Origin of the sequence: Neochlamydia sp. AcF84 (assembly GCF_011087585.1) — a bacterium.
Classification (GTDB): Bacteria; Chlamydiota; Chlamydiia; order Chlamydiales; family Parachlamydiaceae; genus Neochlamydia.
This window is the reverse complement of sequence record NZ_VJOT01000061.1, coordinates 48,840-71,793: the sequence shown is the minus strand read 5'-3', so window position 1 is coordinate 71,793 and position 22,954 is coordinate 48,840. Positions and strand designations below refer to the sequence as shown.

The following is a 22,954-nucleotide window of genomic DNA, read 5'->3' as shown; positions in this document are numbered from 1 at the left end:
CTGTCGGACGCTTACGGCTTAGCTTTGTAAGCTCTTGCCCAAGCTCTTTAGCACGCCTACAAATGCGGGTATAACAAGGAACAGGCAATCCCAAAGCCAGCAAAGTAATCAGCGATGACACAAACCCTCGTACAGCACGGAGGGGTAAATGATAAGCCGCCCTAATCATCAACACGCATAGGATAGCGTCAGCAGAGTAAATTCTTGGACGGCCCTTCTTCCCCGTGCTTTTATTTTCCCTCCATCCTTTAATAGTTTCATCCGAAAACCATAAAGTTATGCTTCCTCTTTGTTCTAAAGCTTTGTTATAATCCGACCAGTTACGTATGCGGTAGTTAAGCTTTTTTTCCATAGCCTGCCTATATTTTTGTTTAAGCAAACTAAATTTTATAGCTCTTATGTGTTAAAGGGCAATCTTATCGCCTACACTTCTTAGCATTTACGCAACAACGCCCTTTTATCCAATAAGTTGTATTTTATTTTATAAATTTAAAATATTAAAATATTAAAATATTAAAATATTAAAATATTAAAATTTTATATTTAGTTATTATTTTTTAATGCTATTATTATAAGTAGGGTTTAATTTAAAAAGAACTTAATCGGGTAGGTTCTTAAAAAATTTTGCGCCCAGATAACTGGCTGTTCTTGGGAGATTTATTTTTTGAAAAATTTTTGCAAGTGAAGTAAAAAATCAGGAGCGGGACGATTAGCTAAAGAAGTACTTTGGAAAAAATTATTTAAAAACGTAGATGCGCTAATTAGCAGCATGATCACCCGTTAAAGATAAGTAATCGATTAGACTCTATCTAAAAATTGTCAAAGGAAAAAGTTTTAATAGAGTCGGTTTTTTAGAATATAAAAGAATGCTAGCCTCTTTAGGTATTTAAATACAAATTTAATTTCGTTTATAACCTTATCCTATTTAATTGCTATTATAACTTTATCCTATAATCAGTAAAGTGGAGACCATCTATGAGCTCAGGAAGTCATATAAATTCATCTTTAGAAAGCACTCTTAATGCTTATTATGATTTGTATAGTAAAACGAAAGAAAATAAAAATGATAGAGGCCAGAGGCCTATTTTGTTGCTTCGTACAGCTAACGGAGAAAAAACCCTTCAAGTTTTAAGTGATAGAAGCCAGCTATCGTTTCTGCAGAAAATTTTAGCCTATCTAGGTAAAGGAGAAGCCAGCTTAAGTAATGTAGCCAATTTTTTACGAGAAAAGAACCCAGAAATAAAAGACACCACCGCTAGAAAAGCTCTGCAGCATCTTGATGAAAAAATTGTTAACCTGAATGCGCGCCGCTGGATTTGCCACATTGATCCCCTTTTTATTACAAAAACTATGAGCATCCAAAGTTGGGGATGTGAGGCTTCGGCGACTTATCATTCAGAAGATACTGAGCAGGGAGTCTTGGATTTCGTTCATGTTTTTCCTGAATGTGCAACGGCTTATATTGCGGATGGAACAGGGCATGGTAACCCAGGAGTTAGAGCTAATAAATTAGAGCCTATTTGGAATAAGTTTAATGGAGATTTTGTAAGCAAATTCAAAAGTGAAATGTTGGGCACCCATGATAAAGATCAAGTTCTACTTTTTATGAAGAGCGTCTTATTAGATATCAATACTTCTTTTGAAATAGCTGGCACAGCATCTACTTTTAGTATGGCAATTATTTTGGAAATAGATCAAAAAAAATATGTTTGTTCAGCACATGTGGGAGATAGTTCCCTATGGCATGAAACGAGAGGGGAAATTCACCGCCTTACGCCCGAAAGCTCGTTAGAATTGTCTTCGCTAAGTAAAAATTCATCCATTCATTTAGAGATAAAAGAGGTCCAGACGGGAGACAAAATTTATGGATTTACAGATGGAGTTACAGATTTTCTGCCCGCTGAAATTCTTCATTCTATTCTATGCCATCAGCAGATCGATCCCATCCATCTTTTGGAGGAAATTAAGGCGGCTATTGTTCACCCCACCTTCGAGAGAGACAATTATGTTAATATTAAAAAATTAGATCCTACAGATAAAAACTCTAGCGATGATATCGCTGCTTTTATCATGGTAGTCCCTTAAGGTCAACTTTGTATATAAGCCTTAAAGTCCTCATCTTTGGAAATCATAGAAATTGGGAAGTTAAATTTAAATTTTTTACTTCTTGGGCTTTTATAGAAGCAAAGCTGACTAAAAGTGTTAAGAAAAATAAAAAGCGGCCCTAGCCTTTTCAATGGATTCACTATCATGCCCCTTAGAGGGCTAAATCTGCCTACCTTCATCCTCTAAAAGCTGCCTCTTCTATTTAAAGGAGAGGGGCTTATAAAGGAGGGGCTGCATAAAGAGTATCTTAAGAGCCTATGATTAATATTTTTTTATGCTCTTTATCTTAGAGCATTAAAGATCTTAATGTTTCCTAACAGGTTTTATATTATTTAAATAAATTTTATACAGGTTAATAAGTTGCATGCAGTGATAAAAATGGATAGGGCCATTCTAGCTATTTTAAGAAAAGCCATTATCTTATTTATCCTTTATCTATATTTTGTTATACCCATCTGTAGTAAAGTAAATGTATGCAAAATATTTCTTTTGAAATCGACCCTTGGGGATCCATAGTAGCATTAGTTTTATTTAGCTTATGTTATGGCCTAGCAAGGAAAAAAAATCACCTGAGAAAACCGTCCCTGCTATTTTCTCATCTAGACTCTTCTTTTCTTAATTCTGGATGGAAGACCACCTTCTCTCAGCTTCCCCTTTGGCTTCATGGGGGTGGATTAATTTTGTTTTTAGTTGCTTTAGCAGACCCGCATCTTTTGGTGCGCAGGCCCTCTTTAGCTGTTGCTGAGAAAGACGATAAAAATTTTCTCCCCACCGAGGGAATTGCTATTTACTTATTACTTGATCAATCTGGCTCTATGGCAGAAGAGGTGACAGCTACCCTTGGCGGTAAAAGACAGAATATTTCCAAAGAAGCTCTCCTTAAACAAGTCACAAAAGAATTTATCGAAGGAAACCCTTCCGCAGGCTTAAAAGGAAGAGCTAACGATCTTATAGGACTCATCACCTTTGCTAGAGTGCCTCATATTCTTTCTCCTTTGACCCTAGACCATCAACAGATTTTAAAAGCTTTAGCTCATATTCAGGTGGTTAAAAAACAAGAAGACAATGGTACGGCCATGGGTTATGCTATTTACAAAACTGTTAGCATGATTGCTGCTACCCAGTATTATGCTAATCATTTAGCTCAAAAAAGTCTGCCTGCTTATAACATAAAAAATTCTATCATTATCTTAGTGACAGATGGCCTGCAAGATCCTAATATTTTAGACAAAAATAGCCTTTGGCGTAATCTAGGACTAAAAGAGGCGGCAGCTTTTGCAAAAGAAAAGGGGGTTCGTCTTTATTTTATCAATATTGATCCTAGGATGTATGCTGATCAGCTATCTTCTCAGCGGCGACAAATGGAAGAAATTACCCAATTGACGGGAGGAGGCTTATTTATATTAAATGATCCTGGTGAGATGAAAACGGTATATGCCACGATTGATCGCCTAGAAAAAAGTATTCTTCTTTCGCAAGGGCTGGTGGGAGGAAAACCGTCTATTTATCAGCAGATTTCATTTTCTCCTTATTTAATAGCAGGCGGAATGTTTATGGTATGGCTAGCCATTGTCCTGCAAACGACCTTCTTAAGGAAGGTTCCATGAACTTTAATGGGCTTTACTATACTTTTCCCCAAGCAAGCTATTTACTATTTTTTATTCTCCTATTTCTACTATTATTTTGGAGGCTTTATTGCCACCGTCTAAAAATCTTTGCTCATTATACGAGTAAAGACAAATTGCCCTATGTATTAATGGCCCAGCCTAAGCTATGCTTGGGCTTAAAGGTAGCAGCAATATGTGGAGCTTGGATGTTCCTTTGCTTAGCTTTAATGCAGCCTAAAGGCCATCCCCATTATTCTCAAGAAATGATAGAACATCTTCAACAGACGCATGATATTAAGCGTATGCAACCGCATGAGGTGGTTTTTTTGATTGATGCTTCTGCCTCTATGAGCCTATTAGATGGACGACTAGGCGAAAGCCGTTTAGAGAATGCTAAGAATATTGCCGATCAGGTAATAAGCCGCCTGCAAGGGCAGTCAGCATCGCTGTATGGGTTTACCTCAGAGGTGACCAAGCTATCTCCGCCTTCTATGGATTACCTTTTTATGCGGCTCATGTTACATCATTTGGCGATTAATGAAGGTGATGTAAGTGGAACTGATCTAAAAGATATGCTGCGCTATCTGCATGAACATTACCTGGCATCTTTAACCTCTTCTATTAAAACTATCATTATCATTTCTGATGGTGGCGATAATCGCTTGGAAGAGTTAGCGGGAAGTGCTCGTCTAAATTATATCAAAGAGCTAGAAGCTTCATTAGGTGCGCTGCAAGAAACGCGCATTTATACGATTGGTGTAGGTACATTGAAAGGCCTAGAAATTTCTCATTTAAGGGATAAAAGCCAAAGAATCATTTCTCATTTAAACGAAGATGTTTTGAAGGCTTTAAGTGAAAAAGGGGAGGGGCGCTATTACGCCGGCTATGCTTTTCCTGCTAGTGCCATTGCTGAGGATCTTGCTGCTCAAATTTCTAAAGCCGATATTTTTTCTTTAAAGGATGCAAGGCAAGCCTTAAATGTAGAAGAGGATTTAAAGTATGATTCCTATTACCAGTTTCCTTTAAGTTTGGCTATCCTTTTGTTGGCTTTTTACCTGTTATGGCCAGATAGGGCCTTTTCTTCATCTACTTCTTTGCGTTTAAATAAATTTTCAGCCTTCTTATTCATCAGCTTTTTTTTCTTAGGTAAAATTACCGCTAGTGAAAATCTGCAAGAGTCGCTGCAGCTGGGAGCCGATTATTTTTCAGCTAAAAATTATGTTGAAGCAACCAACATCTATCAAAAAATGCTAGCAGAAGATCTATCTGCATGGGAAAAAAGTGTAGTGACATATAATTTAGGGACTGCTTTGGCTGCACAAGGAAAGCAAGAGGAAGCTATCGAGATATTGCAGGCTTTATCGAGGAACAAAACTAGTGCGCCTTTATTAAGGTATCGCGTTCTTAGAAATCTTGCGCTTGCTAACTTTTATCAGGGAGAGAGGTTACGCCAAGTTCCGCAGGCTTCTTCGTCACCTCTTCCAGATTCTTATTTTAAAGCGCTTTACTTTTTTGAATGCTTTTTAGAAAACATTCCTTTAGTTCAAGAAGCTGAATGTCAACTCTTAAAACTTAGCGGGCAAGATGAGTGTCAAAAGGGCTATCCTTTAGGCCAAGCAGCTACTCTTTCTAAAATGGCTAGGGTGGATATGCGCGAAAAAGCTAGAGATAATCTTATGGTGCAGGCAGCCCCCTCGCAAAGTCTTCCATGGTTAGCAACCGGCTTGCAGCTGCTCAAGCAAGATCTTGATTTTTTGTTGGAAAGCCATCTGACAGCTTCTTTAGAAGATAAATATCGAGATCTTTTTAAGAGACATGTAATGAGTTGGCTTCCTCTATGGGATGCACTTAATCTTCAACTCCAGAGGGATAAAAATTTTTTCTTATTGGAAAGAGCGGCAAAATATTTTAATCAGGTAGCTCCCTTAATCTCAAAGAGCCATTTTACTGCCGCTGAAGCTAACCTAGGAATGGCAATGGAGGGGTTAAATCACTTTATGCATCTTCTTTTTGCGCAACATCCCTTTCAAGAGAATATAGCCAGTCTTTTAAGCGATTTTTCACTAGCCGCTTTGCAAGATCTTCTAGAATTTAATACGCTGCTTTTCTTAAAGCAAAAACTGCATAGGATTTCCTTGCCTTCAGAACATGAAAGACTTAAAGCTGGTATGGAGGCTATCGAAAATAATTTGCAGGCGAGTTCGGACCAGCTTCAACTTTTGCAGGATTTAAAAGCTCAATTGTACTTTAATGAATCTTTTCAACAGTTAAGGCGTGTTCTTTTAATTCTTCACGCCGATATTCATGCTCGTCCAGATCTAGTCCTTGAAGCTGCGATAGATGAACAGAGGCATGCATTAGCTCAGGCAAGACTTCTCGCTCGTTTGCAAGAAAGCCAAGGCGAGACTGTGCATGAGGCAGCTTTGTTTATCCTACCCTCCCAGGAATATTTGCTAACATTTTCCTCATATTTTCATCAAGCTGCCTACTCTCAGCAGCTTGCAAAATTTAATGCCAAAGCTTCGCTTGCGGGGAGGGAGGAACGTTGCCAATTTTCTCCCTGGAACGAAGTGTTTCCTTTATTTCAGCAAGGAAATAGGCTGGCTAAAAAAATTGTAGACCTTGTTCAAACTTCGTTATTAGACCTACCTAAACTTATGAAGGCTCAGGAAAAAGTATTGGATATCTGGCAAGAGGCCCTTACAAAGATGAAAGAACCTCATAAAACAGGTAAGTGCTCTATGGAACCTAATTTACAAACCTCATCTCCTCAGCCTTTTCAATCATCTTTTGAGGAGATGGCACGTTTGATTCAACAGATGAATAGGCAAGATCAACCGCTGCCTTCTCAACCTGCTTTTATCAAAGAAGGTTTAAAGCCATGGTAGCTTTTCTTTTTTATCATTGGAAACTGAAGGGGATGTTAGTCTTTTTAGGATCTATCTTGATTCAAGCTTCTGTCTTAGCAAATATTTCTGTAAGTGCTTTTCTTGATCCAGTGACTTTGCATCAAGGATGGCCCTTAAAAGGTACACTAGAAGTTACGCATAATAGCGATCAAAAAGTAGAGGAATCAAGTGCCCTTTTAAATGATCGTTTTTTAAAGATTAATTTGCTGAGGAGCGTAAAAATCTCTCCCGACAGCCTATTAACTGTCAGTATCTATCAATTTACTTTACCTCCTCAAAATCAAGGAACCTACACACTTTCTTCTTTATCTTTAAAAGTGGATGGGAAAATCTTTAAAACTTTCCCTATTACCTATGAAATTCAAGCTCCTCTTGCCTCTCCTTTAGCATCATCGGATGAGAACTTTAAGGCTGCTCTTCAGTTGGAGGCGTACAACGAAGGTCTTAAACAGTTATATCCAGGCCAAGAAACAAAATTAGTTTATCGCTATAGCTATAAAGGCAATATTGCTCTTTTAAAAGAAGTATTGCCTATGTTGGAAGCAGAGGGGTTGCAGAAAGTAGGGCGTCCTGATATCCGCACTTGGACAGAAAAAGATTTAAGCTTTTTTGAAGTTTCTCAGCAAGTTCAAGCGCTTAAACCTGGAGAATATGCTTGGGGGCCTTCCAGAATCGAAGGAGTAGTATACGTGGAAGATGCTAGAGGTAATAAGCAGTTTACAACCACTCATCTTAGCTCTCAAGCACCCCTTGTTAAACTAAGCGTAAAGCCTTTTCCCTTAGAAGATCAGCCAGCTTCTTTTAATGGAGCTTTTGGAGAATTTACGATGGATATAAACTTACTGAGTGCTGCAACCCTTAGCGTGGGAGATCCAGTTTTTGTGAGGGTAACCATTAAAGGCAATACCTCGAATTGGGATAGCGTTTCTCTTCCTGAAATTTGTTGTCAACCAGGCTTTAGCGGCCTTTTTAAAGAAAATGACCTTCCTGCGATAGGTAAAAAAGAAGATGATAGCAAATACTTTGAGATCCAGCTTTACCCTCTTTCTGCAGAGATTAAAAGTCTGCCTTCTATTCAATTTTCTTATTTTGATCCTAAGAGCGAGCAGTATAAAATTTTGCATAGCGCTCCTATTGCTCTTACTATTTCTCCTAGCGAAAATATCTTATCTACTGATCTGGCCTCTTCTCTTCCTATAACCTTTCAAAGCCAAGAAACTTTAGCAGAATGGATAAAGAGCTATCAGCATCTGCCTCCTTTAGCTTTCTATCAAATGCAATCTTTAGACCCTGCCGATTTAAGGAATAAAATTTTGGGTTCTTGGTGGGTAATAGGGTTAATTCCTTTAAGCTTAGGAGTAGTGGGACTGCAATATAAATTACAAGTTTCACTAAAAATTCGAGGAGGGAAAGCAAAAAAGAAGACGAGCTTAGGCATGTATCAAGAGATGTTAAAAGCCCCCCAAAATTCTCTTCTCTTTTATGAATTGCTTCATCGATTGTTAATCCAGCAATTATTTGAATGTGGCCTAATTAATCACCAAGAAGTTGTAGGAGCAGATCTACCTTTGGAGGGGATTGCAGGCGAAGTACGTGCTTTGCTGCTGTCTATCGATTTTCAGCGTTATAGTGGCACAGCGCCAGATGAAAAGCTCTATTCTCAAGCTTTAGAAGAAGGGCAGCGGTTGCACCAAAAACTTCAAGAGATTAAACATGGTTAATAAAACGATCTATTTTTGTGCTTTGCTTAGCGTAGCAATAGGGTATGCTCTCTTAAATTTTTTTATCCTTCCTTTTTCTAATTCTTCCGTACCTCTTTTAGAGCAAGCGCGTGCAGCTTACCAAGAGGCTGCGCAATCTAACAATTTTTTTCATCGTCGCCAATCCCTTAACAGATTATTGATGATTTATCATTCTTTAGATAAGCTCTATTGCCCTCTGCAGGGCAATGGTGCCCTGTATAGTAACTTGGCTGAAACCTATTTTAATCTTGAGCAGTATCCCTGGGCGGCTTTTTATTTTTATCAGTCTAAGCGCTTAAGGCCACGCGATCTGGAAGTTGAGTTTAAATTAAAAGAAACGCTTGCTAAGCTAAATATCCCTTCTACGCAGTCACCTTCCTTGTTAAAAAAAGTTTTTTCCTTTCACTTTTATTTGTCTTTACCCGAGCGTTTAGAAATTCTATGTGTCTTTACTTTTCTTTTTTGCAGTCTTGCCTCTTTATGGATATGGAAAAATTGGGCAAGGTTAAAAATTCTGGTGGGTAGCGTAGCCCTTGTAAATCTCTTATTTTTTTGTAGCATTATTTATAGCCAATATTTTGAGCCTATAGAAGGTGTTTTGATTCACGCGACTCACTTATATGGAGAAAAAAATCTTAACTTGGCTTTAGTGACTTTGCAACCTTTAAGGGGAGGAAGTAAAGTAGAGGTGCTGGAATCTGAAGAACAGGGAAGGGTGTTAAAGATACGAACGACCGATCATTTAATAGGTTTCATTTCTCAAGAATCTATTCGCTTTTTGAGGCCTTAAAAGTTGGATTGAAAATATTTGTAAGAGGCTAAGCTACCTTAAACTCACGAACATTTTGTATAGCTTCTATATCTGCCTGGCTCCTAATTTTCGCTTGTGATTAATATGAATTTTTTGATATTCTGGTCAGCACATTACTTTTGGAGAAAAAGAATGATAGCACAAGACAGTGATAGACCCACGCTGCATGAAAGTAATTCAGAGGCATGGAGCTTACCAAGCTCAACCTTTTGCCCTGTTTTAAGCAACTCCTATCTTACTCTAAAAAACACTTTAGACGGTACTTTGAAAAATACTTTAGAATTTGACAGAAAATGCCGAGCCTTAGAAGTGTTGTTTGTCGAACTGCAAGAGCGTGTTCATCAAATGGAAAAGCAGCTTTCCCGAGTTAGAGATTATTAAATGTTGATAGCTCCTTTATTCTTTTAAACTTTCACCTACTTTTTAATTTAACTTTAATAGCGTTTTCGTCTACAAACTTCTTTATCTTTCTTGCTTACTTACCTAGATTATTTATTATAAATATGCTATGATTTTTTATATAAAAAAGGGTGACATACTCCTATGAATATTGAGCGGCGTGCTTTGTTTAATTCTTTGCGTATAAATTGGTTGTTAGATCCTAACACCCAGGTGCAACCTTGGCAGGTTGAGGATTATCGTCGTCTTTCTCATGAAGATTTATTTGAAAGATTGCGTCAAAAAGATATGGCTTTAGATAAAGTTTCCCTGCTGGCGTTGGCGCAAGATGTGGATTCACCGGAGGAGCTGTGCGAGGGTTTAGTCGCAGATTTAAATTTAGAGGCAAGTGAGCAAGATCAAATATATTTAGTGGTTTTCGAATTATGGCGCCGTTTTGTAAATGAAAAGCCCTGTTTATCCATTTTTTGTGATGAATTAGATCATCAAATTTTTGCTTATGATCAAGGAAAATGTGCTTATCCAGCAGACATTCAAGATGCAATGTCTAATCTAGAGATGATTCTTGGTAAGCATGCTGATGAAGGAGCAGACCCTTTGGAGATATTCGAAATGGTATCTCAAGGATGCGCCCATGATTTGGAAACATTTCTATATGATTATATTGCTGAGCAGATTGACGATCATCATTATCCTTATGCAGCTGATTTGCTAGAGAGCTTTGGACCTTATTGTAAGGATGTAGCTTGGTTTGATTTTTTGCGGGCACGCCTTCTTTATCGTTCTGAGCCCGAAAACTCGGATGAAATAATTTTGCACCTCATTCAACGCATTAAAAAAGCGCAGGATTTAGATTTGAGTTTAGAAGTTCTTACTTTTTTATCCAATGGAGGCACTCCTGAACTATTTCGTCTACTTGTCCGTCAAACATTTCCTATGCTTGAAATAGAAGAGGACTTTCAAGAGCTTTTGACAATCTGTGCTGACTACTATCATTTATTAGATCAAGAGCAAGAAGAGCAAAAAATCCAAAAAATTTTAAAGCAAAGAGCTTCGCATGCTTTAGATAATCCAATCCAACTTAAAGATGTGAAGCTTGCAGAGCTTGTGAAGATGTTCAAATAAAAAAGAAAGTATTTTCTAGTAAACTTAAGCTCTTTATCCTTAAAACTATAGATAACTGAAAAAAGGTTTTTTAATCCGCTTCAGCTCTTTTAGAATCAATAACTTAAAAGCTCTTCTTTTCTTTCTTCCCAGGGAGGATTTAAAAAAAAAGTCGATATTGACTTTTAAGGCAAAAAAGGAGATACCTTGGACGTTTAAAAACACAAGCGGTAGTGGTTTTTTTGCTTTTATACCACAACATCTTGTGTTTTTAGAAAAAGAAAGAAAGAGATTTTTAAAATATTTTATCTATGTAAGGATTAAAGATCATGACAAAACCAACAGCAAGGGCTATGGCCACAGCTTTGAGAACATATCATCGCCCTATCAATGAGGGAGAAACTTTGCTAGAAAGTTGGGATCAAGTTGTTGAACGAGTAATTAGCCATCAGCATTGGCTGTGGGAAAGAGCTTTAGGGCGTAATCTGAGTGATCGCGAAGATGATGAATTGGAAGAGCTACGCGGGCTTATTCTTAATCGTCAAGTAGCACCTGCCGGCAGAACTTTATGGTTGGGTGGAACAGAGTTGAGCCGTAAACGTGAGTCTAGCATGTTTAATTGTTCTTATACCCATGTGGAAACAGTCTATGATATTGTCGATGTGCTTTGGCTCTTGTTACAAGGTTGCGGTGTAGGCTTTAGGCCTATTACTGGCACTCTAAACGGTTTTCGTAGGCCTTTACAAGAGATTCGGGTGATTCGTTCTAATCGAACAGGCAAAGGTGGCGAGCAGAATAATGTAGAAACTTATGATCCTGAAACAAAAACATGGACAATTAAAGTCGGAGATTCAGCGATTGCTTGGGCAAAAGCTGTGGGTAAACTAGTGGCAGGTAAATATCCTGCTAGAACTTTAGTACTTGATTTTTCTGAGATCCGACCTGCAGGGACACGCCTTAAAGGGTATGGCTGGATTTCATCAGGAGATGAGCAAATTGCTAAAGCCTTTAAAGCGATTGCTAAAATTTTATCCGACCGGGCTGATCAGCTTCTGACTCGCATAGATATCTTAGATATCGTCAATTGGCTGGGTACCATTCTTTCTAGCCGCCGCTCAGCCCAGATTGCGCTATTTGAATATGCTCAACCAGAATGGGAAGAGTTTGCAGTAGCAAAAAAAGAATGGTGGCTTAAAGGAAATGCTCATCGTCAACAATCCAATAATAGCCTTCTTTTTCGCCAAAAACCAACCAAAGCAGAATTAGAAAGCCTTTTTCAACTCATGATGGATTCTGGAGGATCAGAACCTGGTTTTATTAATGCCATGGAGGCTGAAAGGAGGGCACCTTGGTTTAAAGGCTGTAATCCATGTGTAGAGATTCTTTTAGGTAATAAAAGTTTTTGCAACTTAACCGAGGTAAATGTATTAGCATTTAAAGGGGATAAAATTGGCTTAGAGAGAGCCCTTTATCTAGCCGGCAGAATGAACTATCGTCAAACGATGGTTAACTTAAGAGATGAAATCCTTCAAGAAGCTTGGCATCTCAATAATGATTTTCTCCATCTATGTGGGGTAGGTTTAACAGGTATTCGTGCAAGAAGTGATCTGACTGCCTATGATTACAAGCGTATGCGTAATATCACTGTAAGTGCAGCTTATAGTATGGCTAATGAGCTTAATTCTCCTTTGCCTAAAAACGTCACTTGCGTGAAACCTAGTGGCACCTTAAGCAAAATCATGGGAACAGAAGAATGGGGTGAAGTGCCAGAAGGGGTGCATTTACCGCTAGGAAAATATATTTTCAATAATATTACTTATTCTAAGCATGATCCATTAGTGGGACGTTTTCGCGCTGCAGGCTATACGGTGGTAGAAAAACCTTACGAGCCAGAATCTGTGCTTGTTAAATTTCCTGTAAAATTTGAAGGCATTTCGTTTACGCGGATGATGGTCACCAGGAAGAATGGCAAAGTGGAAGAGGTAGAGGTAAACACCGATTCGGCTGTTCATCAGCTCGAGTGGTATAAACTTTTACAAGAAACATGGTGTGAGCAGAATGTTTCCAATACCATCTCTTATGATCCCTCCGAGGTTCCTGCTATTATTGACTGGCTGTTAGAGAATTGGGATACTTATGTAGGAGTCTCCTTCCTATTTCGTAATGATCCTACAAAAAATGCCGAAGACCTAGGATATGCCTATTTACCACAGGAAGTGGTCACTAAAGAAAACTATGATACCTATGTGGCTAAGTTGAAAGATATCGATTATTCAGGCATTGAAATGCGCGATGAAGAGCTAGAAGCTGCGTGTGCAACAGGTGCTTGCCCCGTCCGTTAAGCTAGGCGATAAGCTAGAAAAGAGACTAAGTAGCAAGCATTGGACCTTAGCTTGCTACTTAGTTATCCTTAAATGGACCCTCTACTAGGAATAGCTTTTAAATTAAAAAAAATGCACTTTGCTGGTTTTAGTTTTTAATAGAGTGTAGGGGTTAGATCTCTTAAAGAGGAGAGAAATTTTTAACAGAGTTTAATTTTTAATCTTGACTCTTAATAAAGAGACTTAATCAGCTAGTTCTTTAAGGCTTTTCCTATCGACTGCGTAAAAGAAGCTTTAAGAAACTTAGTCATTGCACGTAAGGCCTTTTTAAGTAGTTAGTCTGCCTAGGGCGCAAGATGAAGGGAGGTGCTTTAGACCTGCATCAGAACTCTTTATCGGTAAGCGAAATCTATTCTAGCTTTTCTTGCAGAAGCCATACCTACATGCGTACTAGGTAAGCTATAGTCCTACCTGCAAAACTTTTTATATGTAAGCGATCTGGGGATAGTGCTCCTTAAATTTTTCAGGAGAAGGAATCAATAGGAATCAAAAAGGGCAGCCTTTAAAAAAACTAGCAATTTGCAAGCATCTTTAAATTTATAGATGCCTGCAGAATCGCATCTTAAGCTTACTATACTCTGGCAACTTTTACAAAACTTGCCCCAGCTGTCAAATCATGATATTGCCTTCCAACAGGCCCGCCTATCATTATCCTTAATTTTTATGAATTTTGGTCCTCTACCCATCTGTCAATGATAAATGTTAATCCTAGCTTAACTTGTAACATGTATAATAGCCCGAATATTTTGGCATAGTTGAGAGATTTCTGAGAAATTATGATGCTCAATTTTATCTCTTAAAGTAGAAATTCTATCAGCTAGCTCGTTGAGTTTTTGATTCTCTAAAGACTTATTTTCCACGGGGCAGCTTTTTTCTAATAAGGGCCGATAGATTTCATCTAACTTCTGTATGTAGTCGTCCAAGTCTTTTAAGTCTAAAGGAATAAAGTCTTCAAGCTCATATTTGGCTAATTCTTCCCAGGAAAATAAAAGATCTTGTAGATGCTCACTAGCTTCTTGCAAAGACATGTTTTTAGTTTGAGTGTAAGCCAATAACCAGGGATCCTGCGCATCTACTAATAGATGGTTGCTTAGTAAAGTGAGCTGTTGTTGTTTGGTTTTTAGATACTTTTCTACATCTTTGACTATCAGCTTATATTTTTCATAATTAACAGGGTGGCTTTTTTTTATCAATTGATAATATAGTTTCTCTAAATTAAATAGAAAATGGGTTTTAAGAGCTTTTGGTGCATAATATTTTATGCGATTATAGGTATCTTTATTTAATTTTAAAGGGCTACTAAATGTTAAAGTAAACTTTTTTAAAAAATCTGCTCGAGCTGCCAAGTCATGATATTCTCCTCTAACAGGTACACTCATTTTTTCCCTACTTATCTTTTATTAATGAAATTCTTTTTTCACGATTTTTAATAGTTTTTTGAATGTTTCTACCCTATCAGAAAGCACTGCTTCTTGTGAAGAGGGATTATTAGGCGAGGAAACATCTAATAATGCTGGTAATACTTCTGAGTCTTTGCAAGCTTCTAGTAAATTATGGGCTCCTTTACGAAAACCCTCTTGTAAGAACACTCTAATTTTATCATCTTTCTTTAAACTCTCCTGATACTCCTCAGCTGTTACAGGATCATCTTTAAGTTTAAAGTTAATAGAGGTGCACAAATTATCAATAATTTTTTCAGTTAAATTCCCTTTGGCTAAATTTTCAAGAGTCTTAGCGACAGTTGTCCAATTTCTACTATCAACTTTAAAATCATGATCAATTAAAGCTATACTTCTCTTCCCCTCTGAGGGCTCAGTTTGTAAGAGTAAATTATCCAAATTATTTGATCTTTCAGGATGCATGCGATCTGTATTGTGGAATAATACGTCTAAAAAGATCATTTCTCCTATATCCAATAAAATCTTTTCTTGCGTTAAGGCTTTCATAAATTCATCTACTGGCAGCTCAGCAAAAGGTGTGCCTGAAATATACTTCATTACCATTATATGTTGAGTACTTTCTAGCTGATATTCTAATTGCCTAATTCTCTCCCCATAGATTTCTGCTTGTTGGCTATCTTCTGCCAGCTGATGCTTTTCTCTTAAATCATTTAACGCCAAATTTTCTAGCTTCTTTAAGGCTAGTTGCCCTAACTCTGATTCTCTAGGGAATGTAGTATAAAGAGGGGTTGAAAAATTTAGCTTTCTATAAAAATGATCAGCGATCACATGGGTGCTAGGATTTGGCATTAATTTTAGAGCAAGAGGAGCCTCACTATAATCGGTATGATGTAGAAAATATATTCCTGTCTGTCCTGCTATAGAGCGTAGAATTTGAACAGTTTCTGGTAGTGTTCTTTCTAACTCTCCAAGAACAGCTCGATGATTTATAGCTATCTCGATAGGTACCTTACTTCCCACAGAAGAAGAAGAAGAGCTAAAAATGCTAAAAAACTTTTTGGAAAGAGTTTGTGGTTCTTTTGTGCTAAAAATTCTGTTTATGCTCTTTTGCGTTTCAATTACTTGATCTTCACTTAAATAGGGGGGTAGCTTACTAATAGAAATTTCTATTATCTTTTCATGAGTTAGTTTTGTAAAACCTGATGGAATCTCCTTCTTACGGCCTACGGCAATCTCATTCTCGTGAGGGTTTAGGTAAATATACTTTCTTCCCTCTTTTTTGACAGCTTCCTGTTGGCTATCTAACATTTGGCCAACAAGGATGTTCCAGCCCTCTAAAGATAAGGTATCAAGGTTGGCTCTGACAAATGGACTCTGTGAACTATTATCCATAGATAACCATATTAAATTACTATGCTTATAAAGCTATTATAAAATTAATTTTAAATTAAAAACATTAAATTAATTAATTAAATGAAAATTTTTATTATTATTATAAATAAATACTTAATCATTAATGCATTGTTATATCAGTAGACAAAAGAGTGAAAAAACTAGAGGATATTAGAAAAATTACAGGAAGATTTAAGCTGGAAAAGCAACGGATATGATTATCATTCTTTTCCTTGAAGAAGGAGAGGAAAATGAATACTCATAAGCCAAATAGCGTTTTTGTTGTATTTAAAGCTCTGGAAGATTCAAGGAAGCAAAGCAGCCAAGTTTATAGCTATTTGACATCACTATCATTGGCATTTTAGCGGTTTCATGGAGTGCAAATGATTGGGCAACAATCTATTGATGGGTATCTTGCAACCTAATTTGGCTGCAATAGCATGGAATTTGCCTAGCAGGCGTACATAATCCTTTAGGAAGGATTTTCGCTATGTTTTTGCCTCAAATTTTGAAAGATGTTTTATATGCTGGACATCAGCTAAGGCAGGGGCTATCAAAGGAGAAATTGCTATAGATGGCAAATAAGAGGCATCTCAAGATGCAGCTTGCGAAGGAAAAGCTATTCATAGGATTAATCTGTTTGCAGCCAAAAGTAAGAGACTTGGCCGGCTTGCTTACGGATACAAGATCAAAAGAAATAACTGCCATTCTATTCTTATTAAACATGCTGGGTATTTAAAAGAGTTATAATTAATTGGTAGTCTTGGATGTCAAAAGGTTACAGCTAAATATGTTAGCAATCAAGGAGGTTATTACTTACTCGCCGTGAGAGGTAATCGAGGGAATCTACATGCAAAAACCGAAAACATTTTTGATCAAGCTATAAAGGTAACACCTAAAAAAACGAGTGATGATTATGATTCGATTTGAAGAAAAGAGCATCCAGCGTTTTTATGCCATCTTTAAGGAAGTTTGTATGGAGGGTTCTTAAACCTTTTTCAAGCTTAGCCAATAAGTTAGTAGCTCAAGTTTAAAAGCTTTTTTTGCTTATTCAGTCTGTAAAGTTCACAAAGTTTTTTGTGCAATAACGCGCGTTGAAAAAGCTTTAAATACGTGAGAAGTACCTAGTAGTCTCAGAATTTTGAAAGTATTAAGAAATTTTACCTTAGAGCCTTATAAAGAAGAAAGAGGATGGTAAAAATTTAGCTGTAGATTAGCTTAGGAATAAAATCAAGGTAATCCCCTGAAGTTAAAATGTAACGAATCTGATTTTTTTCACCGAATAAGGGTAGATGTTTTTTTACATTATGTAAATGTCCGAAGAGGCAGGTATTAACATGATATTTCTCTAGCAGCTGGGAGACGGCTGAGTCTTTGAGGTCGGCACTAATAGGAGGGTAATGAGTCATGGCGATACGAATGGAAGCTTGAGAATTAAGGCATTTTAGGCTGCTTTCTAAGCGCTGTAATTCGCGTTGAAAAATCTTTTCAGCTTCTATTGGCTGATCATTTTTTTCTAGCAAAGTTTTTACACGAGGATTTTCTTTAAATTCGATATAAGCATTAAAATCATACGCGCTACTGTCCCATAGTCTACTACCGCCAATAGAATATTCCTTCCAATGAAAGGCATTATTTTGGATAAGATGAATAGAGGAAGGAAGAATCTTTTCTATTTTGCTAAGAGAACCCCACCAATAATCATGATTCCCTTTAATCATCACTTTAGTGCCAGGAAGTTCATGAATCCATTTTAAATCTTCAAAAGCATCTTTTAGGTGAATAGCCCACGAAATATCGCCTGGAAGGAGAACTAAATCAGAAGGCTGAATGCAATTAAGCCAATTCTTTTTAATTTTCTCTGTATAATTTATCCAAGGCTCTCCAAAGACATCCATTTTTTTTTCAGGGGTGCCAAATGCAAGGTGTAAATCAGCTAGAGCCCAAATTGCCATTAAAGTTACTTAAAGTTATAAGGTAAAACCATCGGGAATGCAGGCCCCACGAGGGACAATAATAATGCCATCGCGTATAAAAATTTCGTTACTGTTATAATGAGTGAGCTTATCTGCATTATTTAAACAGACATTATTGCCGATGCAGGCATGTTTGTCAATGATCGCTCGTTCAATCAAACAATTTTGCCCAATTTGATAATTTTTTGCTGTTTGATTGTCTTGCATGGGGGAATGGTAATGATCATTACCAAGAATGTAACAATCTTTGATGACAGTGCCTGTGCCTACTTGAGTACGAGGTCCTAAGATACTATGAAAAACTTCTTTGGCTTCGATTACGGAGCCTTCACAAATAATGGATTGCTGTACTTTGGTATTGTAAATTTTAGCCGCAGGAAGATTTAAACTATTAGTGACTAATAGATGCTTTTCGTCATACCAATTAAACTCCGGCTTATCTTCTGTAAGGGCTAGATTGGCATGATAGTAGGATTCAATTGTTCCAATATCTTCCCAATAGCCATCATAAAGATAGGCGGCAGCATTGCCGTTTTTAATGATGTTGGGAATTAAATGTTTTCCAAAATCTTCACGCATATCGGTAAGAAGGAGTTTTAAAAGAGCTGTTCTTTTAAATAGATAGATACCCATCGATCCTAAGCAAGCGCCCTCTTTATTATTCTTAAGTTGAAATTTTTTAAGGGTATTTTCGCTAACTTTAAATGCTTTTACTTGTTCCATATCTGTAGGTTTTTCCACAAATTCGGTAATACGTTCATTATGATCAATTTTTAAGATCCCAAAACGGTTAGCTTGACTCTCTTCAATAGGTAGGGTAGCAATGACCACATCTGCATTGGTCCGTTGCGCAACTTGCATCATTTTTTTGTAATCCATCTGATACAGTTGGTCTCCGGATAGTATTAAAAAGTAATCGATAGGAACATCGGTTAAATATTCAAGGTTTTGGCGAATAGCATCGGCTGTTCCTTGAAACCAGGCTTTAGTATGAGGTTTTTCTTCCACTGACAAAACTTCTACAAAGCCAGCTGTGAATGTGCCTGGTCGATAAGTTTTAAAAATATGGTCATGCAAGGTTTTAGAAAGAAACTGGGTAACAATAAATATTTTATGGCAACCAGAATGAATAGAATTAGACATGGGCACATCAATAAGGCGATATTTACCACCAAAAGTAACGGCAGGCTTACAATCAGAACGTGTAAGAGGATAAAGGCGAGAGCCTTGCCCTCCACCTAAGATAATGGTGGCTACACGGCTCATATCACATGAGAGTTCAGCAGTCGTATGGTGGATGGTCGGATGTTGTCCTAAATGATTTGCTTGTAAAGTGGCCATATTATTTCTCCTAAAAGTGACTTAACCGCACTTTAAATAAAGAGTATAATTACATCAAGAAATCAATTTAATTTTGGAGGATTAAGCCTTTTTAAGCAGCTCTGAAGGTGATAATCGAGGGTATATAAGTTATTTAAACTATATGATTTTTTTAATTAAAGGAGCCTTGCAGCAAATGTTCATTCTAGCTTTGCTCTCTTTCTTTTTAAGATAGGGGGTTTCCGCATGAAAGTAGCTTGACAAGGGTTTAAAAGTGGTGATCTATTCCTAAAAAAGTAAAGAATTACAACGATAAAATAGTACGCTTAAAAAACTTGTAGTTCTATCATTTGAGGATATGCACTAGCCTTTTTCTAAATTTTAATAAGGATGATGATTGAGGGGGAGAAAGAATATTAAGAAAGGAGAAAACCCTGCCGGTAGCTCTTTATCATATTACTGAGGGATTAAGCGCCATGGTAAAAAAGAAAGCCAGTGCTATCCTATATACATTAAAAGCAGTGGCTAAGGCGATGGAAAGGGAGTTTGCCTGCCAGACAGGAAAAGTATTTAAGTTATTGCACATGCGCTATTTAGAAATGGTTATAATGCTACAACTGTCATAATTTAGAAGGATCGGAGAAGATAGAAGGTTTGTAATAATTAGAAGAAAAAAGACCTTGAATGCCTGAGTAAGAAAAAGATTTTTTAGCATGGGTGAAAAAACGGCCTAAAACCTTACAAGCCGTTCATTATGTTTCTCTTAAGCGATCCTTAATTCATCCTAAAAAAGGATTAGGCAATAAAGCACCTTTACTAGGGTATGGGCAAACAAAGAAACACGACTTCAAGAACTTAAGATAGATTATAATAAAGTTACAAAGAACCAGAAAATATGACGATTGTTTCTTAAAAAAGATCGGGCTGGAAGAGAAATGAAAGAAAAGTTTATGCGCAGCTTCCTACACCTACTTACGTAAAGTGTTAGTTAAAAGTCTGCTCTATATTTAAAAACTAGGAATTAATTCTCATTTTTATCTTGTACGTTTTGTGTTTTCTTTTATATTCTTTTATTAAGCAGTGACTTAAGAATTTAGATAAATCTTAACCAAGGCTATAAAATGAATACTAACGCTTCTATTGCTTTTGCGCACTTGCCTGATGAAGTGCTAACCTCTATTTTAGAATATTGCGCCACACCTTCCCTATCTAGCGTATGTGGAAAATGGCGACACCTTTTAGATAGTGAGGTAATGTCCTCTATTTATAAGCAAATAGTTAAAGTTCACTTTCCTCAAGGAAATGTTAAAGAGCATGCTCTTATCTTAGATAAAATTTATAAGTTAGAAGATGGACTTTTTCCCATACAAAAAGTAAAGGCAATCTTTAAGCAAGTCTTTACTCTAGCTAGCACTCTTTCTCCTTTAGAGTTTAAAGATAACCTTGAGAAAACCAGATATTTCACCTCAGCTAATTACGCATCTTATCTGTTAAATATTAGTCGTCTCCTATTATGGAAAGAATTACCTGGTGGAAAAAAATACTTAGAGCAAGAAGAAATCAAGAGTTTGTCCCTAGAAAAAAAAGGAGAGTCCTTTAAGGGGTGGATTGAAAGATATGGAGGAGCTATTACATGCTTGCCATTAAGCATAATCGACTTAGCCTTTTTACCTCCAGAGATAGGTCAGCTTTCTCAGCTGCAAGACCTTCATTTAGAAGACAGCCAGATCACCACTCTTCCTCCAGAGATAGGGCAGCTTTCTCAGCTGCAAAACCTTCATTTAGAAGGCAGCCAGATCACCACTCTTCCTCCAGAGATAGGGCAGCTTTCTCAGCTTGAAAGTCTTTATTTAGCCTGTAACCAGATCACCACTCTTCCTCCAGAGATAGGGCAGCTATCACAGTTGCAAAGACTTTACTTAAATAATAACCAGCTTACCGTTCTTCCTGCAGAGATAGGGCAGCTTTCTCAGCTTAAAAGTCTTTATTTAGAACGCAACCAGATCACCACTCTTCCTCCAGAGATAGGGCAGCTATCACAGTTGCAAAGACTTCACTTAAATGATAACCAGCTCACCACTCTTCCTGCAGAGATAGGGCAGCTCACTGAGCTTCAAAATCTTCGATTAAGCGACAACCAGATCACGACTCTTCCTATAGAGATAGGACAGCTATCGAAGTTGGAAAGACTTCACCTAGATAATAACCAGCTCACCACTCTTCCTGCAAAGATAGAATGTTTATTACAGCTAGAAGAGCTTTACTTAAGAAATAACCAGCTTACCACTCTGCCTGCAGAGATAAGGCAGCTATCTCAGCTGCAAAGGCTTTACCTAGAAAACAACCAGATCACCACTCTGCCTGCAGAGATAAGTCAGCTATCTCAGCTGCAATGGCTTTACCTAGAAAACAACCAGATCACCACTCTTCCTTTAGAGATAGGAGGGCTCTCTCAGCTTGAAATAATTAGCTTAAGCAGCAACCAGCTTACCTTCCCTCCTGCAGAGATATGGCAGCTGTCTCGGCTGCAAAGGCTTTACCTAGAAAACAACCAGATCACCACTCTGCCTGCAGAGATAAGGCAGCTATCTCAGCTGCAAAGGCTTGAATTAAATCAAAACAAGCTTACCAGCCTACCTGCAGAAATCGGGCAATTGTCTCAGCTGCAAGGGCTTAATTTAAGCCAAAACCAGCTTACCACTCTTCCTGCAGAAATCGGACAGCTATCTCAGCTGCAATCGCTTGAATTAAATCAAAACGAGGTCACCAGCCTGCCTGCAGAAATCGGGCAATTGTCTCAGCTGCAAGGGCTTAATTTAAGCCAAAACCAGCTCATCGCTCTGCCTGCAGAAATCGGGCAGCTGCCTCAGCTGCAAAGGCTTTACTTAAATCAAAATCAGCTTACCACTCTTCCTGCAGAAATCGGGCAGCTATCTCAGCTGCAAAGGCTTGAATTAAATCAAAATAAGCTCACCAGCCTGCCTGCAGAAATCGGGCAATTGTCTCAGCTGCAAGAGCTTGAATTAAATCAAAACGAGCTCACCAGCCTGCCTGCAGAGATAGGGCAGCTTTCTAAGCTTGAAAGTCTTGACTTAAGCAGCAACCAGCTTACCTCCCCTCCTGCAAAGATATGGCAGCTGCCTAGGCTGAGACGTCTTTGCCTAGAAAACAACCAGCTTACCACTCTTTCTCCAGAGATAGGGCAGCTGTCTCAACTGCAATGTCTTTGCCTAGAAAACAACCAGCTTATCACTCTTCCTCCAGCGATAGGGCAGCTGCCTGGACTGGAATTTCTTTGCGTAGAAAATAACCAGATTACCACTCTTCCTGCAGAGATAGGGCAGCTGTCGTGGTTAAGTTGGCTTAACTTAGAGAATAACAAGCTTACCACTCTTCCTGTAAAGATAGGGCAGCTCTCGCAGTTACGTTGGCTTAACTTAGAGAACAATAAGCTTACCACTCTTCCTCCAGAGATAGGGCAGCTCTCGCAGTTACGTTGGCTTAACTTAGAGAACAACAAGCTTACCACTCTTCCTGCAAAGATAGGGCAGCTCTCGCAGTTACGTTGGCTTAACTTAGAGAACAATAAGCTTACCACTCCTCCTGCAAAGATAGGGCAGCTTACTGATCTTCAAAATCTTCGATTAAGCAGCAGCCAGCTAGTCCTCCCTCCTGAAAAGAAAGGGCAGCTCTGTCAGCTGCGTGTACTTTATACAGCGTGCAAGCAGTTTGACCTTTTTTTTTCAGAATAAGATTGCTCTCTTAGCTGCAAAAGCTTGGTTTGCAGCAAAATCAATTTGATTCTCT

15 protein-coding genes are annotated in these 22,954 nt (G+C 37.9%); 10 read left to right on the top strand and 5 right to left on the bottom strand.

Annotation, left to right across the window (positions count from 1 at the left end; genetic code table 11):
- On the bottom strand, window positions 1-352 hold a 352-nt coding region (locus NEOC84_RS07125), incomplete at its 3' end, for a transposase (protein WP_207391756.1).
- Between the two features lie 623 nt (window positions 353-975).
- Here NEOC84_RS07125 and NEOC84_RS07120 point away from each other — a divergent pair.
- From NEOC84_RS07120 to nrdJ, 8 genes are all read left to right on the top strand, one after another.
- Window positions 976-2,085: a hypothetical protein gene (locus tag NEOC84_RS07120; protein WP_166157293.1), complete on the top strand. Its 1,110-nt coding sequence runs from the start codon at window positions 976-978 to the stop codon at window positions 2,083-2,085.
- Window positions 2,086-2,579: 494 nt separating this feature from the next.
- Complete coding sequence (locus NEOC84_RS07115) at window positions 2,580-3,713, top strand: VWA domain-containing protein (RefSeq protein WP_166157291.1); 1,134 nt, start codon at window positions 2,580-2,582, stop codon at window positions 3,711-3,713.
- Window positions 3,710-6,601 (top strand): VWA domain-containing protein, encoded by a 2,892-nt coding sequence (locus tag NEOC84_RS07110; protein WP_166157288.1) that lies wholly within the window; start codon window positions 3,710-3,712, stop codon window positions 6,599-6,601. The genes NEOC84_RS07115 and NEOC84_RS07110 overlap by 4 nt, the downstream gene beginning before the upstream one ends.
- 56 nt (window positions 6,602-6,657) lie before the next feature.
- Window positions 6,658-8,343, top strand: coding sequence for a BatD family protein (locus NEOC84_RS07105; protein WP_166157285.1), 1,686 nt, complete (start codon window positions 6,658-6,660; stop codon window positions 8,341-8,343).
- Window positions 8,336-9,154 carry a hypothetical protein gene (locus tag NEOC84_RS07100; RefSeq protein ID WP_166157282.1) on the top strand — a complete coding sequence of 273 codons (819 nt, stop codon included), beginning with the start codon at window positions 8,336-8,338 and terminating at the stop codon, window positions 9,152-9,154. The genes NEOC84_RS07105 and NEOC84_RS07100 overlap by 8 nt, the downstream gene beginning before the upstream one ends.
- Window positions 9,155-9,307: 153 nt before the next feature.
- Window positions 9,308-9,556 (top strand): hypothetical protein, encoded by a 249-nt coding sequence (locus NEOC84_RS07095; RefSeq protein ID WP_166157279.1) that lies wholly within the window; start codon window positions 9,308-9,310, stop codon window positions 9,554-9,556.
- Between the two features lie 162 nt (window positions 9,557-9,718).
- On the top strand, window positions 9,719-10,699 hold the full coding sequence (locus NEOC84_RS07090) for a hypothetical protein (RefSeq protein ID WP_166157276.1): 981 nt from the start codon (window positions 9,719-9,721) through the stop codon (window positions 10,697-10,699).
- Between the two features lie 308 nt (window positions 10,700-11,007).
- Complete coding sequence (gene nrdJ / locus NEOC84_RS07085; RefSeq protein ID WP_166157273.1) at window positions 11,008-13,020, top strand: ribonucleoside-triphosphate reductase, adenosylcobalamin-dependent; 2,013 nt, start codon at window positions 11,008-11,010, stop codon at window positions 13,018-13,020.
- A gap of 752 nt (window positions 13,021-13,772) precedes the next feature.
- On the opposite strand, the gene NEOC84_RS07080 is transcribed toward nrdJ, so the two are convergent.
- From NEOC84_RS07080 to glgC, 4 genes are all read right to left on the bottom strand, one after another.
- Window positions 13,773-14,438, bottom strand: coding sequence for a hypothetical protein (locus NEOC84_RS07080; protein ID WP_166157270.1), 666 nt, complete (start codon window positions 14,436-14,438; stop codon window positions 13,773-13,775).
- Between the two features lie 21 nt (window positions 14,439-14,459).
- Complete coding sequence (locus NEOC84_RS07075; protein WP_166157267.1) at window positions 14,460-15,851, bottom strand: hypothetical protein; 1,392 nt, start codon at window positions 15,849-15,851, stop codon at window positions 14,460-14,462.
- A gap of 1,202 nt (window positions 15,852-17,053) precedes the next feature.
- The gene (locus tag NEOC84_RS07070; RefSeq protein WP_166157264.1) at window positions 17,054-17,806 is read right to left on the bottom strand and encodes a metallophosphoesterase; all 753 of its coding nucleotides are present in this window, start codon (window positions 17,804-17,806) and stop codon (window positions 17,054-17,056) included.
- 15 nt (window positions 17,807-17,821) lie between these two features.
- Window positions 17,822-19,168, bottom strand: a complete 1,347-nt coding sequence (gene glgC / locus NEOC84_RS07065) for a glucose-1-phosphate adenylyltransferase (RefSeq protein ID WP_166157262.1) — start codon at window positions 19,166-19,168, stop codon at window positions 17,822-17,824.
- Window positions 19,169-19,623: 455 nt separating this feature from the next.
- Here glgC and NEOC84_RS07060 point away from each other — a divergent pair, with 455 nt between their 5' ends.
- On the top strand, window positions 19,624-19,773 hold the full coding sequence (locus NEOC84_RS07060) for a hypothetical protein (protein ID WP_166157259.1): 150 nt from the start codon (window positions 19,624-19,626) through the stop codon (window positions 19,771-19,773).
- A 495-nt stretch (window positions 19,774-20,268) separates the two neighbouring features.
- Complete coding sequence (locus NEOC84_RS07055; RefSeq protein ID WP_166157256.1) at window positions 20,269-22,899, top strand: leucine-rich repeat domain-containing protein; 2,631 nt, start codon at window positions 20,269-20,271, stop codon at window positions 22,897-22,899.
- Window positions 22,900-22,954: the final 55 nt, after the last annotated feature.

Bases quoted from the DNA above. Each gene is read 5' to 3' on its own strand.
- NEOC84_RS07095 (WP_166157279.1), top strand. From the start codon at position 9,308: ATGATAGCACAAGACAGTGATAGACCCACGCTGCATGAAAGTAATTCA.
- nrdJ (WP_166157273.1), top strand. From the start codon at position 11,008: ATGACAAAACCAACAGCAAGGGCTATGGCCACAGCTTTGAGAACATAT.
- NEOC84_RS07090 (WP_166157276.1), top strand. From the start codon at position 9,719: ATGAATATTGAGCGGCGTGCTTTGTTTAATTCTTTGCGTATAAATTGG.
- NEOC84_RS07100 (WP_166157282.1), top strand. From the start codon at position 8,336: ATGGTTAATAAAACGATCTATTTTTGTGCTTTGCTTAGCGTAGCAATA.
- NEOC84_RS07070 (WP_166157264.1), bottom strand. From the start codon at position 17,806: ATGGCAATTTGGGCTCTAGCTGATTTACACCTTGCATTTGGCACCCCT.
- NEOC84_RS07120 (WP_166157293.1), top strand. From the start codon at position 976: ATGAGCTCAGGAAGTCATATAAATTCATCTTTAGAAAGCACTCTTAAT.
- NEOC84_RS07115 (WP_166157291.1), top strand. From the start codon at position 2,580: ATGCAAAATATTTCTTTTGAAATCGACCCTTGGGGATCCATAGTAGCA.
- NEOC84_RS07055 (WP_166157256.1), top strand. From the start codon at position 20,269: ATGAATACTAACGCTTCTATTGCTTTTGCGCACTTGCCTGATGAAGTG.
- NEOC84_RS07075 (WP_166157267.1), bottom strand. From the start codon at position 15,851: ATGGATAATAGTTCACAGAGTCCATTTGTCAGAGCCAACCTTGATACC.
- glgC (WP_166157262.1), bottom strand. From the start codon at position 19,168: ATGGCCACTTTACAAGCAAATCATTTAGGACAACATCCGACCATCCAC.
- NEOC84_RS07080 (WP_166157270.1), bottom strand. From the start codon at position 14,438: ATGAGTGTACCTGTTAGAGGAGAATATCATGACTTGGCAGCTCGAGCA.
- NEOC84_RS07060 (WP_166157259.1), top strand. From the start codon at position 19,624: ATGGTAAAAAAGAAAGCCAGTGCTATCCTATATACATTAAAAGCAGTG.
- NEOC84_RS07110 (WP_166157288.1), top strand. From the start codon at position 3,710: ATGAACTTTAATGGGCTTTACTATACTTTTCCCCAAGCAAGCTATTTA.